This is a genomic window from Peribacillus sp. YIM B13482, assembly GCF_042787975.1.
In the GTDB taxonomy this organism is placed as follows: domain Bacteria; phylum Bacillota; class Bacilli; order Bacillales; family DSM-1321; genus Peribacillus; species Peribacillus simplex_A.
In genome coordinates this window covers 1-16,940 of sequence record NZ_JBHZPF010000072.1, presented here as the reverse complement: position 1 = coordinate 16,940, position 16,940 = coordinate 1, and the positions used below count along the sequence as shown (strand labels likewise).

At 39.9% G+C, this 16,940-nt stretch carries 14 protein-coding genes; 11 read left to right on the top strand and 3 right to left on the bottom strand.

Features of this window, described 5'->3' with window-relative positions; all coding sequences use genetic code 11:
* Positions 1–122: 122 nt before the first annotated feature.
* Positions 123–953, bottom strand: coding sequence for an aldo/keto reductase (locus ACFX4L_RS22830; RefSeq protein WP_081108702.1), 831 nt, complete (start codon positions 951–953; stop codon positions 123–125).
* 396 nt (positions 954–1,349) lie between these two features.
* Between ACFX4L_RS22830 and ACFX4L_RS22825 the strand changes: the two genes are divergently transcribed.
* From ACFX4L_RS22825 to ald, 6 genes are all read left to right on the top strand, one after another.
* Positions 1,350–2,348, top strand: coding sequence for an inorganic phosphate transporter (locus ACFX4L_RS22825; RefSeq protein WP_061461860.1), 999 nt, complete (start codon positions 1,350–1,352; stop codon positions 2,346–2,348).
* Between the two features lie 229 nt (positions 2,349–2,577).
* The gene (locus ACFX4L_RS22820) at positions 2,578–3,198 is read left to right on the top strand and encodes a DUF47 domain-containing protein (RefSeq protein ID WP_377386770.1); all 621 of its coding nucleotides are present in this window, start codon (positions 2,578–2,580) and stop codon (positions 3,196–3,198) included.
* 15 nt (positions 3,199–3,213) lie between these two features.
* On the top strand, positions 3,214–4,212 hold the full coding sequence (locus tag ACFX4L_RS22815; RefSeq protein WP_061461858.1) for an inorganic phosphate transporter: 999 nt from the start codon (positions 3,214–3,216) through the stop codon (positions 4,210–4,212).
* Between the two features lie 154 nt (positions 4,213–4,366).
* Positions 4,367–5,626: a PucR family transcriptional regulator gene (locus ACFX4L_RS22810; RefSeq protein WP_377386773.1), complete on the top strand. Its 1,260-nt coding sequence runs from the start codon at positions 4,367–4,369 to the stop codon at positions 5,624–5,626.
* 48 nt (positions 5,627–5,674) lie between these two features.
* Positions 5,675–6,496 (top strand): EcsC family protein, encoded by an 822-nt coding sequence (locus tag ACFX4L_RS22805; RefSeq protein ID WP_125163445.1) that lies wholly within the window; start codon positions 5,675–5,677, stop codon positions 6,494–6,496.
* A gap of 200 nt (positions 6,497–6,696) precedes the next feature.
* Positions 6,697–7,830 (top strand): alanine dehydrogenase, encoded by a 1,134-nt coding sequence (gene ald / locus ACFX4L_RS22800; protein ID WP_061461855.1) that lies wholly within the window; start codon positions 6,697–6,699, stop codon positions 7,828–7,830.
* A 164-nt stretch (positions 7,831–7,994) separates the two neighbouring features.
* On the opposite strand, the gene ACFX4L_RS22795 is transcribed toward ald, so the two are convergent.
* Together ACFX4L_RS22795 and proC are read right to left on the bottom strand one after the other, a co-directional pair.
* Complete coding sequence (locus ACFX4L_RS22795) at positions 7,995–9,362, bottom strand: FAD-binding oxidoreductase (RefSeq protein ID WP_377386776.1); 1,368 nt, start codon at positions 9,360–9,362, stop codon at positions 7,995–7,997.
* A gap of 85 nt (positions 9,363–9,447) precedes the next feature.
* Positions 9,448–10,254 carry a pyrroline-5-carboxylate reductase gene (gene proC, locus ACFX4L_RS22790; protein ID WP_377406296.1) on the bottom strand — a complete coding sequence of 269 codons (807 nt, stop codon included), beginning with the start codon at positions 10,252–10,254 and terminating at the stop codon, positions 9,448–9,450.
* Between the two features lie 283 nt (positions 10,255–10,537).
* Between proC and ACFX4L_RS22785 the strand changes: the two genes are divergently transcribed.
* From ACFX4L_RS22785 to ACFX4L_RS22765, 5 genes are all read left to right on the top strand, one after another.
* Complete coding sequence (locus tag ACFX4L_RS22785; RefSeq protein WP_377386782.1) at positions 10,538–12,103, top strand: MDR family MFS transporter; 1,566 nt, start codon at positions 10,538–10,540, stop codon at positions 12,101–12,103.
* 116 nt (positions 12,104–12,219) lie between these two features.
* Positions 12,220–12,834 (top strand): DNA-3-methyladenine glycosylase, encoded by a 615-nt coding sequence (locus ACFX4L_RS22780; RefSeq protein ID WP_061461851.1) that lies wholly within the window; start codon positions 12,220–12,222, stop codon positions 12,832–12,834.
* A gap of 561 nt (positions 12,835–13,395) precedes the next feature.
* On the top strand, positions 13,396–14,277 hold the full coding sequence (locus ACFX4L_RS22775; RefSeq protein WP_377386785.1) for a permease: 882 nt from the start codon (positions 13,396–13,398) through the stop codon (positions 14,275–14,277).
* A 14-nt stretch (positions 14,278–14,291) separates the two neighbouring features.
* Positions 14,292–15,128, top strand: coding sequence for a TIGR03943 family putative permease subunit (locus ACFX4L_RS22770; RefSeq protein WP_377386787.1), 837 nt, complete (start codon positions 14,292–14,294; stop codon positions 15,126–15,128).
* A gap of 382 nt (positions 15,129–15,510) precedes the next feature.
* Positions 15,511–16,701 (top strand): C40 family peptidase, encoded by a 1,191-nt coding sequence (locus ACFX4L_RS22765; RefSeq protein ID WP_377406294.1) that lies wholly within the window; start codon positions 15,511–15,513, stop codon positions 16,699–16,701.
* Positions 16,702–16,940 lie beyond the last annotated feature (239 nt).

The window sequence follows — 16,940 nt, the reverse complement described above, 5'->3', positions numbered from 1 at the left end:
TGTTCAATACAGAGATCATCTTCTAGAGATAGCCTAACCTTTTTTTAAAATTGTCCTTTACATAGGGTACAGTTTAATCGGGACACCCTCCTTTCATTTGCAACATTCTTGCAGTACGTTCTTTAGAACAAAAGTTCATCTGGATTGCTTCCGAACCGCTCATTTTTATTCAAGGCATCTATTTGATTCATTTCGTTAAGGCTTAATGAAAAGTCAAATACCTGTGCATTTTCCTCTATACGGGACGGTGTAATCGATTTAGGTATTACGACGAGATCATTTTGCAAATGCCATCTAATTAACACTTGTGCTGAACTTTTCCCATGCTTCTTCGCTATATGATTAATTGTCGGCTCTTCCAAAAGATTTCCTCTGCCTAGAGGGCTCCATGATTCTACCTTGATTTCATGTTTTGCACAGTACTCACGAATTTCTACTTGAGTCAAAAGTGGATGTAATTCGATTTGATTGACGACCGGTTTCACTTCACTGTTTGCAAGTAAATTTTCCAAATGATGAACATGGAAATTACTTACACCGATTGATTTCACTTTTCCATCCTTATAAAGCTTTTCCAGTGCCTTCCAGGTTTCCAGATATTTATCTTTACCCGGCCAATGGATCAAGTATAAATCCAAATATTCCAAGCCAAGACGATTTAAACTATCATCAAATGCCTTGAGTGTCGTTTCGTATCCTTGCTCCGTATTCCACACTTTAGATGTAATGAACAATTTTTCACGAGGCACACCGCACTCCCGAATCGCCTGTCCAACTCCTTCTTCATTTCCATAAATGGCTGCCGTATCAATTGCACAATATCCTACTTCGATCGCTTTCTTGACGGACTCAACGGTTTCATTGCCGTTTTTAACTTTAAATACACCGAAGCCCAACTGTGGCATTTGGACTCCATTATGTAAAGTGATCATTTCCCCAATATTTGTAATCATTCAGTCATTCCCCCTTTACTTTTATTTACCAATTATACATCCACCCACCTTCTATTTCTAACCAAAAGCCTCTGGATTAAACGGGTTTCTAAAATGAAAATGAACTCCTGAATATCCATTAATATATAACAAAATGAACAATTTCCTATTTAATCCTTTACCAAATTAAATATTTTGTAAAAAAATGACGAAACCTCTATCCTTATAGATATGAAATTCGTTACAATTGAATAGTTGATTTTAAACCAAGTAAAAAAGAAGGTGCCATCTTTAAAGAATAATCAAACGTAAAACTTCCATTCTAATTAGTGAGGAGTCGCAAGCTGTCTTGCGCCAATTTATTGGCCACAATCCATAGTTACATTACATACTTGAAATTAAGGGAGTCTTCCATGTATGAATAGCATATTCATTTTAACCGCGCTAATTATTATTTTTGCTTTGGTCTTTGACTTTATCAATGGTTTCCATGATACGGCTAACGCCATCGCTACAGCTGTATCGACCAAGGCTCTAAAACCACGTCATGCAATCATCATGGCTGCGGTCATGAATTTATTAGGAGCGCTGACGTTTACTGGTGTAGCGCATACCATTACGAAGGATATCGTTGATCCCTTCACATTAAACAATGGCTCTTATGTTATCCTTGCTGCTCTTCTTTCGGCAATAACATGGAATTTAATCACTTGGTATTTTGGCATTCCAAGCAGTTCATCCCATGCAATCATTGGTTCAATTGCGGGAGCTGCCATAGTGGCGAGTGGCTTCGATGCAATTAAATGGAGTGGATTCACTAAAATCGTCCAGGCATTGATTCTATCCCCCATCCTTGCCTTTACGCTTGGATTCATTGTATACAGTATCTTCAAGGTAGTATTCAAAAATAATAATTTAGGAAAAACCAATAAGCGATTCAGGAGAATACAAATTCTCACGGCCGCCATCCAGTCTTATACACATGGAACGAATGATGCTCAAAAATCCATGGGTATCATCACGATGGCTTTGATCGCTAACGGATATGCCTCTACCTCTGAAGTTCCTTTCTGGGTACAATTATCCTGCGCAATAGCCATGGCGCTTGGTACATCAATCGGGGGCTGGAAAATCATCAAAACGGTTGGCGGTAAAATCATGAAAATACGGCCGGTAAATGGGGTTGCTGCAGATATAACTGGTGCAGGCATCATTTTTGGTGCCACCTTCCTGCATATGCCGGTCAGTACGACACATGTCATTTCCTCTTCCATACTTGGGGTCGGTTCTGCACACCGCATTAAAGGGGTAAAATGGGGAACAGCTAAAAGCATGTTGATCACTTGGTTCATCACCTTGCCGATTTCCGCTTCATTAGCTGGAATTATATATTATTTCATTGCTTTATTTTTATAAACTCTTGAGTCTTTCCATATCGGAAAGGCTTTTTTCTACGCTTGCAAGTGTAACTGTTTACCATTTTTTACTTATCCTTGTTTTTGTATGTAAAGTTTTATTAAGATTTTGTAAATTTTCGTCGAAAAACCTTCCCTGAAACTACATGAATTCGTTACAATCAATTTGTTAATACTAAGCGTACGACTAAAAGTGCGCAAATTTGCATGACTAATTGGGAGGCTTTAACATGGCTTTTAAATCAAAAAAAGACAAATTCGCAGTAATGCTTTTCAACATCGCTCAAAACCTTAAAGAAGGTGCTGACTATTTCGCAGATTATAAACTGAAAAACATCTCCGATCTAAAAGTATTTTCAGATACGATGAAAGACTATGAGCATAAAGGCGATTCAATGGTTCATAACGTGATTAAAGAGCTGAACAATGCCTTCATCACTCCTATCGAGCGCGAGGATATCCTTGAATTAACCATGAGAATGGATGATGTCATAGACGGTTTGGAACACTGTGCCGCATTATTCGAAATGTACTCAATTGTCAATGCAGATGAGTATATGCTTAAGTTTGTGGATGCAATCAAAGAGTGTACATATGAGATTGCAATAGCTGTCGATACACTTTCCACAAAAAAATTGCCAATGATTCGTGAAAATGCAATCAAAATTAAAGATCTTGAATCCGTTTGTGACGGAATCCAACGTCAATCGATCAAAAACTTGTTTACCGTAGAAAAAGATCCAATCAGGATCATTCAATATAAAGAAATTTACGAAAGCCTTGAAGACATCGCCGATCATTGTCAAGCAGTGGCCAATACCCTTGAAACAATCATAATGAAAAACGCCTAAGGAGTACCCCAATAAATGGATACTTTATTAATTTTAACAATATTAATCGTTTTCTTTGCTTTAGCATTTGATTTCATCAATGGTTTCCATGATACAGCCAATGCAATAGCGACTGCTGTTTCAACAAAGGCCATGAAGCCTCGGCATGCCATCATCATGGCGGCCATCATGAATTTCGTCGGAGCCATGACATTTACTGGAGTGGCGAAGACAATAACGAAGGATATCGTGGATCCGTTCACGCTTCCGAATGGTTCATATGTAATATTGGCAGCTCTGCTCGCCGCTATCATATGGAATCTTCTTACCTGGTATTACGGAATACCAAGCAGTTCCTCCCACGCATTGATCGGTTCGATTGCAGGTGCTGCAATTGCTGCAGCAGGATTCGCCGGCATTAAATGGGAAGGATTCTTGAAAATTCTTCAAGCTTTGATCTTCTCCCCGTTAATTGCTTTTGCAATCGGGTTTATCGTTTACAGCATCTTTAAAGTCGTCTTTAAAAACAATAACCTGACAAAAACAAACCAAAGGTTCCGTACTATACAGATTGCTACTGCAGCACTTCAATCGTATACCCACGGAACGAACGACGCTCAAAAAGCGATGGGTATCATCACGATGGCCCTTATTGCAAATGGTTATGCAACAAGTTCAGAAATCCCCTTCTGGGTTCAATTTTCCTGTGCGGTAGCAATGGGACTTGGAACTTCCGTTGGCGGATGGAAAATCATTAAAACCGTAGGCGGCAAAATTATGAAGATCCGTCCAGTCAATGGTGTTGCTGCGGATCTAACCGGAGCCTTTATCATTTTCGGCGCGACCATAATACACATGCCGGTCAGTACCACCCATGTCATTTCATCTTCAATCCTTGGAGTTGGATCGGCCCATCGTGTAAAGGGCGTAAAATGGGGAACGGCTAAAAGAATGATCATCACTTGGTTCATTACCATTCCCATCTCGGCAACATTAGCAGGTTTGATTTATCTTTTGATTAATTTCCTATTCTAATTTAAAAAAATCCCTTCCGGTTCACATCGGGAGGGATTTTCTGTTTTCATCAAAAAAAGCATCTTGTAATTTAAGGATTTATCTATGCTTATTCATAAGAAATCGTATAAAATTCAAGGAGAAGGAATTTTTTTAAGCGAGGGGCAAAATAGATATGAAGGAATTCGAAAAAAATAGAGATATTTTTAAAGACCTTTATGGAGATATGATGGAGTTTGCCGATAGAATCAGTTCTGTTTTAGGTTGCCCCATTACAATCGAGGACGGTAACCACCGCTTACTTGCATATAGCACACATGATGATACTACGGATCAGGCTCGTATAATGACCATTATCGGAAGACGTGTACCTGAAAAGGTCATCAACAGTTTATGGAAAGATGGTTTCATCCCAGCTTTATTGAAAGAGGATGCACCCATTAAAATAGGGGCAATCAATGATGTTGGTCTTGGTAACAGGGCTGCCGTTTCCATTCGGAAAAATAATGAAGTCCTTGGCTTCATTTGGGCCTTGGAAGTCAATGAACCTTTCTCCGAAGAGGATATGAAATTCCTGCAATTGGCTGCCAAGGAAGCGAAAAACCAATTACAGCAATTGCAATTGAAAAAGAAAAGGAAAGAAGCTGGGCATCAAGAATTCCTTTGGCGCATGTTGACTGGGCACTACCAAGAAGAATCTGAAATAAATGAAAATTTCACGAAATTCTCCATCCATGTTCCCGTGGTTTTTTCCATTTTAGTATTCGAATTTCCTAAAGAGATCAATCGCGAAGTGGAACGCTACATTTCATACATGTTAACGACTACGCAAAAGATAAACAGTTCCTTATTTGCCATTGACCATAACAAGCTCATTCTTTTCGCAGGAGCCAACCAGGAAAACAGCCCTTCTTTTTCTGCATCTATATATGATTTCATTCCTTTTTTCATACTGGAAATGAAACGACGTTTCGGTGTTGAGCATATCCTTGGAACGGCTGGCAATATGTATAAAAACTTAATGGATGTTAAATCAAGTTACGAAGAAGCACAATACACCCTGAAAATGAAGAATATTTTCCCTGATGACATGAAGCTCATTTTACATTATGAAGAACTTGGCATGTTTCAAATGATTGAAGCGCTCGCAAGCAACAAACAGCGTCATGTTCATCCTTCCATATTGAAGCTAAAAGCATACGACATGAAAAACCAGACGGAATTGCTGCAGACACTCACTGTCTACCTAGAGAAAGACTGCAACCCAAATGAAGCTTCTAGAAATCTTCATATCCATGTGAATACATTGAATTACCGATTAAAACGAATCTCAGAAGTGGGAAACATCCGGTTAAAAGATCCCATTCAAAAAATGTCCCTGTTTCTTAACATAAAACTTAAACAATATGATGAATTTTTCAAGAAAAATCAATGATATATTCCTTGATATGGAATACTAGAAGTGTGATGAAAGGTTGATCATATGAAACTTGAAACAAAAGAAGAACTTGAAAAAGAATTAAAGATCATAGAAAAGTGGGAAAAGGATCAGAAAGGGCTATGGTTTTGGGAACGGATTGGGCGAATCCCCTTCAAACTATTGGACAAATTGACACCGGATTTCATTCAGAAAAAATTGGGTGTCATGCTTGATGAAATCGGCAGCTACATTCAGAACGGCGGAAAATATCTAACGAAAGAAGCTCATATTCTAAGTAAGCTAAAGGCCAAGAATCCCGAGGTGAATATTACTGCCCTGGAAGATGTTTCAGGCATCCCCCTCCATATCATGGATAGCGTTAGTCAAGAAATTAAAAATTCAGGCAGCAAATTGGCAACGGTTCAAGGCGCCACTACCGGTATTGGTGGAATCTTCACCATAGCTATCGACATCCCCCTTCTTCTCGGTATGTCGATCAAAACACTTCAGGATATCGCCATCACTTATGGCTTCAATCCCAGTGACCGTCAAGAGCGTATTTTCATAGTCAAATGTCTGCAGTTCACAGCTTCGGATGTTGTCGGCAAAAAGGCCCTATTAAATGAATTGTCGAAAATGAACCTGCCTGATTCAGAATCAAAAAGGGAAATAGCATCCGAGCTGCAAGGATGGCGAGAAGTCGTTTATACATACCGTGATCAGTTTGGCTGGAAAAAGCTTCTGCAAATGGTTCCGGTTGCTGGAATTATCTTTGGTGCCCTGACCAATCGTTCCATGATTGCCGATATGGCCGATACGGGAATCATGCTTTATAAGAAAAGACGGATTTTAGAGCGCATTCAAGAGCCTATAGCAAAGAATTAGAATTCAGCGTTATATCTTCACACGTTTATGATATGAATCAAGTGCCTTGGTCCTGGTAAGTCCATCTATATTGAAACTGCATTTGTGGAATTCCACAAATACACCTTTTTCATTTTTCTGATTTCCACATACTAACTGTTTCTTTTTCCAACTATACTTGAGATACAAATAGTAAAACACATATTATTGGAGGGATTAAGATGAGAATAGGAATTCCAAAAGAGATTAAAAACAATGAAAACCGTGTAGCTATCACTCCAGCTGGGGTTGTAGCATTAGTCAATGCGGGGCATGAAGTATTAATCGAAATGAACGCAGGTCTAGGAAGCAGTTTTACAAATGAATCATACCAAGAAGCTGGCGCAGTAATAGTCGAGGACGCTGCAAGCGTTTGGTCAAGCACAGAAATGATCATGAAAGTAAAAGAACCTATCTCATCTGAATATAAATATTTCCGAAAGGATTTAATCCTTTTCACATATTTGCATCTTGCGGCTGAACCGGCACTAGCTCAGGCCCTAAAAGAAAGCGGTGTCTTGGCCATTGCTTATGAAACAGTTGCAGTGAACCGCACACTTCCTTTATTGACACCAATGAGTGAAGTGGCTGGACGCATGGCTGCACAAATCGGTGCTCAGTTCCTTGAAAAAAATAACGGTGGCAAAGGAATTCTCTTAAGCGGAGTTCCTGGAGTGAAACGTGGTAAAGTCGCTGTTGTCGGCGGAGGTATGGTTGGAACGAATGCAGCTAAAATCGCTATTGGATTAGGCGCAGATGTTACCATTCTTGACTTAAGCCCTGACCGCCTTCGTCAACTTGATGATATTTTCGGAAATGAACTCACTACACTCATCTCCAATCCTTATAATATTGCAGAAGCAGTCAAAGATGCTGATTTAGTAATCGGTGCTGTATTGATTCCAGGTGCTAAAGCTCCTAAACTCGTTACAGAAGAAATGGTTAAATCGATGTCCCCAGGTTCAGTCATTGTCGATGTTGCAATCGATCAAGGCGGTATCTTTGAAACGGTTGACCACATAACAACACATGATAACCCTACCTATGTTAAACATGGAGTAGTGCATTACGCAGTAGCGAATATGCCAGGAGCGGTGCCACAAACCTCTACAGTAGCTTTAACTAACGTAACAGTACCATTTGCACTGCAAATCGCAAACAAAGGCGCAATCAAAGCGATCCTTGAAAATGACGCACTTGCAAAAGGCGTCAACGTGGCAAACGGTGAAATCACGTTCGAAGCAGTTGCGACAGACCTAGGCTACAATTACGTAAGTGTTGAAAACGCCTTAAACCCAAATAACATTAACGCTTAATAAAAAATAAGAGTCCAGACACACATCGTGTCTGGACTCTTATTTTTTTGGACGGGAATCCCTTGAAGATGTCCCTCTTCGTACAAACTTTTAATAAGTTGGATTTTCCTGCCCTTTCACAAATTAAGAGTAATATTATACTAATCTACCATAATAGACCATTTCTAATCCGCGAAAATTTTCCCAGGATTCATTATTCCTATAGGGTCCAATGCCTGTTTGATGGTTTTCATCACTTCGTAAGCTGCGCCATGTTCCCTTCGCTGATACTTTGATTTTCCAAGGCCGACCCCATGTTCACCAGTACATGTACCGCCTTTCGTTAAAGCATATTCAACGATTTCTTCATTTAACCTCTTCGCTTCATTAATTTCCTCAGGATTATTTAGATCAATCATGAACAACACATGATAATTCCCGTCACCTACATGTCCTACAATCGCTCCCTCCACTTTTGATTGTTCGACTTTCTCCCTTGTATCCAATATGGCATTCGATAATTCAGTAAGTGGCACACTTACGTCGGTCACCATAAGTTTCTTTCCAGGGGCACTGTGAATGAATGCGTACGCGAGATTATGGCGGGCTTCCCATAAAGCATTCCTTGCTTTTGAATCCGTTTCAAACTTGATATCCCCACTTCCAAAATCACTTACGATTTCCTTGGCAAACTTGATGTCCTGTTCCAGTCCGGCAAAATTACCATGAAACTCGAGGAATAAAGTTGGTTTGACATCATAGGATTTGTCCATGAATTGATTAACTTTTTTTATGGACTCGGCATCAACCAATTCAATTCGTGCAATCGGGATTCCAGCAAGCATGATTCCATTAACCGCAAATACGGCCTGTTCCACGGTTGGAAATGAGGCTCTTCCTGCCATGGTGACTTCAGGAATGCCGTATACCTTTAATGTCAGTTCAGTAAATACACCTAGCGTACCTTCCGAGCCGACAAACAAGCCATTCAAATGAATGCCTGAAGATGATTTTGTCGCTAAACTTCCGGTATGGATCACTTCACCGTTTGCTAAAACCACTTCCAGATTCCTGACTTGATCACGCATAATCCCATATTTGACCGATGTCGTCCCACTTGCATTCGTAGCTGCCATCCCTCCCATTGTTGCATCGGCGCCAGGATCGACGGAAAAGAACAAACCGTATTTTTTTAATTCTTTATTGAGCTGCGTCCTTGTCACACCTGGTTGAACCTTCACAAGGAAATCATTTTCCCTGATTTCCAATACTTGATTCATCAAGGACAAATCCAGGGAAATCCCTCCTTTGACCGGAACTACATGCCCCTCCAAACTTGATCCTAATCCAAATGGAATGACCGGTATTTCATGCTCATTCGCATAACGCACGACTGCACTGACTTCCGCAGTATCTCTTGGGTATATGACCATATCCGGTAAATGCGGAGTATGATATGATTCGTCATGGCTATGCTGTTCCAATAAAGTCTCATTCACCGTGACTTGTTCTTCCGTCAGTATCTTCCTTAGATCCTCTATATAGCCATTCATTCTGCATCCCCCTCTTTTTCACTAAACATTCTGATAATAATGTACAAAAAAGGAGATTGCCCGCTTGGAGGCAATCCATCCTTCCTTACTTGCCGAACCCTTTCGTTTTATCCGTACAGGCCTTCATTGCTTGCAAAATGCTGGATCTAAACTGATTCTTCTCTAAAGACGCTACTGCGGATATCGTTGAACCACCCGGGGTGCAGACATCATCCTTTAATGAGGCTGGATGTCTTTCCGTTTCAAGTACCATTTTAGCAGCTCCCATTACAGCTTGTGCTGCCATTCGGTATGCTTGTTTCCTTGGTATGCCATCACGGACCCCTCCATCTGCTAGTGCTTCGATGAACATGTATACATAAGCAGGTGAAGAACCGCTGATGGCTGGTACTGCATCCATCAAATCTTCATGCAGGATTTCCGTTTTACCGAAGCTATTCAGCAGTGCAGTCACATCCTCTATATCAGCATCCGTAATTTCATCATTAATGCTCATAGCCGTCATGCCTTCACCGACAAGCGAAGGGATGTTTGGCATCGTCCGGACAACCTTCACTCTTTTCCCGAAGATATTCTCAACTAGGGAAATAGTGATTCCAGCTGCCATTGTAATGATCACAGCGTCATCTTTCACATGGTTCTTGACTTCTTCAAGCACCTGCTTATGCATGGAAGGTTGAATCCCTAGAAACAGAAAATCAGCAAAACCGGCAACCTCTTTATTCTCCAAAGTTCCTTTAACCTTATATTTCATGGTGATTTTAGTTTTAGTTTCGACACTCGCTGTACTGACCATGATTCCATCAGGGGAAATGACCTCTGCATGCAACATGCCCTCAAGCATTGCTTCCCCCATTTTACCGCATCCAATAAACCCGATTTTTTTATTCATATCTTACACTTCCAATCATAAGTTCATCTATATTCATTCTTATTATATCGGATATGGTAAATGGAAACACGCTTGCGGGTATTAATCAGGAAGGATTTAGTGGTTTCTGGTCGAATTACTAAGATGATATGAATGAAACTACCTTTACCTTTAAGAACTCACTCCTTCATGCAACATTTTTTGCGAAAAAAAATGTTGACTAATTGGTCACTTCAGATTTATAATTTTGACCTACCAGTCACAACCTAATAAAGGAATATAGATTAAGGAATGGAGAAATAGTATGCAAATTGAGAAAAAAGTGGTTAATACCAAGCTTGTCTTAGCAGGATTGATCATTGGAATGTTTTTCAGTTCATTGGAACAGACGATTGTCGGGACGGCAATGCCGACGATAATCGGCCAATTGAATGGTTTTACCATCTTTGCATGGGTAACGACTGCGTATTTAATAGCCTCAACGACAGTTGTACCGATTGTTGGAAAGCTATCTGACTTATATGGCAGACGTTCCCTTTATCTGCTTGGTACGATCATTTTTACGATCGGTTCGTTTTTATGTGCCACTGCCACTTCGATGGAACAATTGATCATCTACAGGGGTCTGCAGGGACTCGGCGGCGGAATGATCATGCCCTTGTCCCAAACGATAATCGGCGATATATTCTCTGCGGAACAAAGGGCCAAATGGCAGGGTGTATTTGGAGCCCTTTTTGGTTTAAGTTCTGTCATTGGTCCTTTTTTGGGCGGCCTGATCGTTGACCATATCAGCTGGCATTGGATATTTTTGATCAATGTACCGACGGGCTTACTATCTGCCATATTGATTTATGTCGGGTTGAAACATGAAGGCATACGAAAATCAGAGAAAGTGAACATCGATTATCTAGGCATTTTCACCTTGATTCCTGGTATTGTCCTCTTACTGCTTGGCTTGACCTTCGGTGGTGATAAGTTCGAATGGATATCACTGGAATCTCTCTTGATTTTCGGCAGCACCATTGTCTTCATTACTCTATTCATCTTTTTTGAAAGAAAAGCAGTTGAACCGATTCTTGATTTATCTCTTTTTAAAAATAGAGTTTTTGCCACCACAAGTATTTTGGGATTCCTGCTGGGCCTCGGGATGTTCGGGGCAATCATGTTCGTCCCGCTGTTCATGCAAGGCGTACTGGGAGTTTCACCAACGAAAGCGGGGTCGACAATGACTCCGATGATGATCGGTTTGATTCTTTCCAGCGTCGTTGGCGGGCGGTTACTGTTGAAATTCCGTTTTCGAACAGTGCTTACCTATGGAATGGCCATTGCGACGCTAGGCTTCTTCCTAATGAGTACGATGGACGGCAGTACGACCATATTCACTGCGTACTCATTCATGGCTATCCTTGGGATCGGCATGGGTCTTGTCATGCCGACATTGATGATTGCCGTTCAAAATGAATTTCCAAAATCACAGCTAGGGTCGGTTACAGCGGCTTCGACCTTCTTCCGATCAATAGGAGGAACGATGGGCATCACGGTTTTGAATGCCGTCATGAATCATAATCTCCAGCAAAATATGGATGATGCGGTCGTAAGCCAAAAGAACCCTGTATTGCATGAGGCATTGAAAGCACTAGCCGATAAAACGGATAAGTTATTCAACATCATGCTTTATCCTGAAAACCTTAAAATGCCGGCGGAAGTCAGTAATATCCTTATAAAAACGATTGAAAATGCTTGGATCGGTGCATTTTCCAGTGTTTTCGTCACAGGTATCTTTTTTGTTTCCGCCGGAATATTAGTGGCACTTTCCGTGGGTTCGGGCCGAATAAAAAGAGATCAAGAAACCGAAAAGGAAATAGGTTAAAAATATGCTCTGGACCGGCTGATTATATCAGCCGGCCTTTTTAATTCCCGCATTCCTATGTTTCTTTTTCATCGATAAGGGAAATTTACCTGTAAGAGACTAAATGGAGTGATACTATGAACAAGATAAACCATTCAATTTTGCCTGCGGATTTTTATAATCAGCCTACGCTTGAACTGGCAAAATCCCTGCTTGGCTGCCTGATTGTAAAAGAAACTGCGGATGGAACCGCTTCTGGATTCATTGTTGAAACAGAGGCTTATATGGGACCGGTGGACAGGGCCGCACATAGTTTTGGAAATAGAAGGACTAAACGGACGGAAGTGATGTTCGGTGAGTCCGGTTTAATTTATACATACGTCATGCACACACATACACTGGTCAATGTTGTAAGCGGCGGGCCTGAAAATCCGGAGGCCATTTTGATTCGCGCTTTGGAACCCTATTCAGGGCTTGAGTTAATGCAGGAAAGACGCGGAATAGCCGATATACGTAAATGGACGGATGGACCTGGAAAGCTAACCAAGGCACTTGGCATCACCATGGCTGATTATGGTCGGTCCTTTACTGATCCTCCTCTATATCTTGCTGCCGGAAAGCAACCCGAACACATTTCTAGCGGGCCCCGCGTCGGAATTGATAACTCCGGGGAAGCAAAAGATTATCCGTGGCGTTTTTGGGTTACCGACAATCCGTTTATCTCTCGCAAAAACCTAATTAAAAAAGGATGATAGGGAAAATCACGGTGATGATATCTCCTCTAAGTGAACGGTGAAAAAGGCTACAGGTATTCTGTGGATGTTTCACAAACACTTTGTGGGGATTTTTTTCTATGTCCATAAGAAATAACTGCTTAGTAAAAGACAATCGAAATTACCAAGAAGGTGGTAATTTCCACCAGTCCAGGGGTTCTTTCCCAGACTGACTGATTAATGGGCGACGGGGAAAGGCCGAAAAAATAATGGACTCCGCATCTCGAAGTCCATTTCAAAAAGTCGTGGACGAAAGCACTGTGAATGTATGTAGAGTCCATCGAAGACACAAGGAACAAAGTGTTAGTTGAAGTAATTACTAATCCTTCTTTTATTAGTGACAACTAATAACTTGTCACAATTCCGTCTCCTTTTTCCCTTTCTTTTCTTCTTTCAAAATAATTCGTTACATTACAATTAAATCATTTTACAATATTTACCTAAACATTAAACTTCCAGCCTATTACATTAGTAATAAATAATTGACTTCCTTATATTACGAAACTAATATAGTTAAGTCAGCAACATGGAAGGTGGTTTATGATGAACGTTCAGGCCCTATTGCAAATGAATACAATTTTTATTAGTATCCTAATTGAATCCCTTCCCTTCATTCTACTGGGAGTCCTTATATCTGGAATCATCCAAATGTTTGTGTCAGAAGAGATGATCGCAAGGGTTATACCAAAAAATCCGATCTTATCAGTGCTATTCGCAATAGGTGCAGGGGTCTTTTTTCTTGCATGTGAGTGCGGGATCGTCCCGATTACCCGCCGTTTGATTGCTAAAGGGGTTCCTCTTTCAGCGGCCATTGCCTTTATGCTTTCTGCGCCTATTCTGAATCCGATCGTCCTGTTTTCCACCTATATTGCGTTTGGTAATAGCTGGAGCATGGTTTTCTATCGTGGTGGAATTGCATTGTTGGTCGTCTTGATCATTGCATGCATCCTATCTTTTCAATTTAAGACAAATCAGCTTAAACAGGAACATATCGAACATACACATCACAAAAAACATACATTTAAAGACAAGATAACGGGGATGTTTAAACACTCGATTGAAGAGTTCTTTTCTGTTGGAAAGTACCTGATCATTGGTGCACTTCTGGCAGCTGCCATTCAAACCTTTTTGAAAACATCCCTATTGCTAGAAATTGGTCAAGGTAAATTACCCGGGAATGTAGTCATGATGGCTTTGTCTTATGTCATGTCCTTGTGCTCCCAAGCAGACGCCTTTGTTGCAAGTTCTTTTAGAAGTACCTTCTCGCCCTCTTCACTAGTTGCTTTTCTTGTATTTGGGGCCATGTTTGATATTAAAAATACGATCATGCTTTTAGGTACATTCAAAACAAAATTTGTTTTATGTTTGATGGCTTATATATTTATTTCCGTCCTTGGTTTAACTTTATTGTTTATTTCTTAAAGAGGGTGTTTTATATGGGAAGATTATTCATATTACTTGGACTTACATTTTTATTCATGCATCTACACGCCTCAGGGAATATATCAAAATACATTAATATGGAATATTCTTACGTTTCACAGATTGCTATCTATATACTGGCTATTTTCACTTTAATGGGATCTTATATATATATTAAAGAAGGAAATCAAGAAGAGTGTGAGGATTGTCAGTGCGGGCATGATCACTCCCAGGAAAACAAGAAATGGAAAAAAAACCTTACTTACACGCTATTTTTAATTCCCATTTTAACCGGCCTCTTTTTGCCTGTTGCCACAATGGACTCCAATATCGTAGAAAAAAAAGGATTTCATTTCCCCGTGTATGATGACACAGATGAATATAGCCAGCATCAATTTCTGCAGCCGGATACGAGTCTTTATTATGGCAAGGATGATTATTTAACTTTAATGGATCACTCGCTCAAAAGCTTGGCTGATCATGATAGTCTTCATTTAACCGACAAAAACTATCTTACCGATTTAGAAGCCATCTATTACTCCCCTGGAAAGTTCGCCGGCAAACAAATAACGTTAACCGGATTTTCGTACAATTCAGATGAGCTAGCCAAAAACCAGGTATTCCTGTTTCGTTTTGGGGTCATTCACTGTGTCGCAGACTCTGGGGTATTCGGTATGCTGATCGAACTTCCTGAAGGAATGCATCCTAAAAATGATGAGTGGTATTCCGTGACGGGTGAATTGGAATCCATTTATTATCAGCCATTTAAAAAAACCATTCCAATACTCAAAGTATCATCACATAGCAAAATCGTTGCACCTGATGATCCCTACGTTTATAGACAATATTAAAAAATTAATCAAGGAAAGGTAAGGAGATGTATTCTTACCTTTCTTTTTAATTACCCGACCCCAAACCTCCATTTTATGTAATGAATTTCAAGGAGACTTGTTATCCATTTCTACGGCCAAACCCTGTATTTTTGAAACTATCTTTGAACCATCCCAACCTACTTTCTGCAATTAATATAATCTGAATGTGCCCTATTTCATTGCACTTGAATCCCACTCGAGGTGACCAGACTATATTTACCTGTAACAGGATAACCTGAAAAGGCGAATTTCATTTATTTTCTGAATGAATTTTTTTTATATTGTCATGTTTTTTATATTTCATAGCCTTATAATATAGATGCTACATATTTTTTTACCACATCAGGAGGAACTTTCCTAAATGAACAATTCGAAAAACTCTTTTATTCTTGCAGGAACTATAATAGGTACCCTTGTGGCAGGAAATTCTGCTTATGCTGGTTCTTATCAAGTCAAATCAGGGGACACCCTTGATAAAATTTCTAAAGCTAATAATACAACTGTCCAAGAGTTAAAATCTCAAAACCATTTGACCAGTGCCCTTATTTTTCCCGGCCAGGTCTTGAAGGTCAATAGCCTTAACATGCAAACGGATAAAAATATAGACAAAACCGGAAAATATGTGGTTAAACTAGGGGATACTTTATCTAAAATTGCTAAAAAATATAACCTTTCCCTTAGTGCCTTGCTTAAATTAAACCCTAATATTTCTAATTCGGATCGTATTTATATTGGACAATCCATCCGTGTTTCCGGACAAGCTCCTGCATCTAGCACTACGGCTAAAAACAGTAATTCAAGTGATACATACACAGTCAAATCAGGGGACACCCTGGGCAAAATTGCTAGAGTCAATAATATGACTATCCAACAATTAAAGTCTGAAAACCGTTTGACTAGTACTCTTATTTTTCCCGGTCAAGTTTTGAAGGTTAATACCCTTAACAACTATACGAACAATAGTAAAAATACAACAGAAACTTATGTGGTTAAACTAGGGGATTCCTTATCGACCATCGCTAACAGATATAACCTTTCCCTTAGTGCCTTACTTAAAATAAACCCTAATATTTCTAATTCAGATCGTATTCGTATAGGCCAATCCATCCGTGTTTCCGGGAAAGCATCAGTATCTTCATCTGCAACTAAAAAACCGTCCAAATTGACTTATTCTTCCAAAGTGGATCAAGTTTTGGCTGCCGGCGCAAGATACCTAGGAGCTAAGTATGTTTACGGTGCGAGCACTTCACGTACTGACATATTTGATTGCTCTTCATTCACATTAAGAGCTTTCCAAAATGCAGGTATTTCCTTGCCTCGAAATTCAGTGGCACAATCACAGGCTGGTACGGCTGTATCTCTGAAAGCCCTTCAAAAAGGGGATTTAGTATTTTTCGATACCAATAATGATGGTGTAATTAATCATGTAGGAATTTATGCCGGAAACGGTCAAATGCTGAATGCTTCCACATCTAAAGGTGTATCCTACGCTAACATTAACAATTCTTACTGGGGACCTAGTTTTGTAAAGGCTGTCCGTGTTATTAATTAAATGATGGCAATAACAATTGTTGGCTAAACATTCACTTAAAAAAAGTTTATAACAAATGGAAAAAGCGTGTTTTGATAAAAAGATCAAACACGCTTTTTCGTATGATAATGATCCAACATTTTACATTATAATATTCCCATTAAAAAAAGGCCTTCTCCGATAGTGAAGTGAACCCAAAAAGTTAGACACTTTATTTAATTAGGCAACCTTGAGGGCATGAACCCGGTAATCTACTGGGC

Excerpts from the sequence above, each read along its gene's own strand:
- ACFX4L_RS22830 (WP_081108702.1), bottom strand. The coding sequence starts at position 953 with ATGATTACAAATATTGGGGAAATGATCACTTTACATAATGGAGTCCAA.
- ACFX4L_RS22825 (WP_061461860.1), top strand. The coding sequence starts at position 1,350 with ATGAATAGCATATTCATTTTAACCGCGCTAATTATTATTTTTGCTTTG.
- ACFX4L_RS22820 (WP_377386770.1), top strand. The coding sequence starts at position 2,578 with ATGGCTTTTAAATCAAAAAAAGACAAATTCGCAGTAATGCTTTTCAAC.
- ACFX4L_RS22815 (WP_061461858.1), top strand. The coding sequence starts at position 3,214 with ATGGATACTTTATTAATTTTAACAATATTAATCGTTTTCTTTGCTTTA.
- ACFX4L_RS22810 (WP_377386773.1), top strand. The coding sequence starts at position 4,367 with ATGAAGGAATTCGAAAAAAATAGAGATATTTTTAAAGACCTTTATGGA.
- ACFX4L_RS22805 (WP_125163445.1), top strand. The coding sequence starts at position 5,675 with ATGAAACTTGAAACAAAAGAAGAACTTGAAAAAGAATTAAAGATCATA.
- ald (WP_061461855.1), top strand. The coding sequence starts at position 6,697 with ATGAGAATAGGAATTCCAAAAGAGATTAAAAACAATGAAAACCGTGTA.
- ACFX4L_RS22795 (WP_377386776.1), bottom strand. The coding sequence starts at position 9,362 with ATGAATGGCTATATAGAGGATCTAAGGAAGATACTGACGGAAGAACAA.
- proC (WP_377406296.1), bottom strand. The coding sequence starts at position 10,254 with ATGAATAAAAAAATCGGGTTTATTGGATGCGGTAAAATGGGGGAAGCA.
- ACFX4L_RS22785 (WP_377386782.1), top strand. The coding sequence starts at position 10,538 with ATGCAAATTGAGAAAAAAGTGGTTAATACCAAGCTTGTCTTAGCAGGA.
- ACFX4L_RS22780 (WP_061461851.1), top strand. The coding sequence starts at position 12,220 with ATGAACAAGATAAACCATTCAATTTTGCCTGCGGATTTTTATAATCAG.
- ACFX4L_RS22775 (WP_377386785.1), top strand. The coding sequence starts at position 13,396 with ATGATGAACGTTCAGGCCCTATTGCAAATGAATACAATTTTTATTAGT.
- ACFX4L_RS22770 (WP_377386787.1), top strand. The coding sequence starts at position 14,292 with ATGGGAAGATTATTCATATTACTTGGACTTACATTTTTATTCATGCAT.
- ACFX4L_RS22765 (WP_377406294.1), top strand. The coding sequence starts at position 15,511 with ATGAACAATTCGAAAAACTCTTTTATTCTTGCAGGAACTATAATAGGT.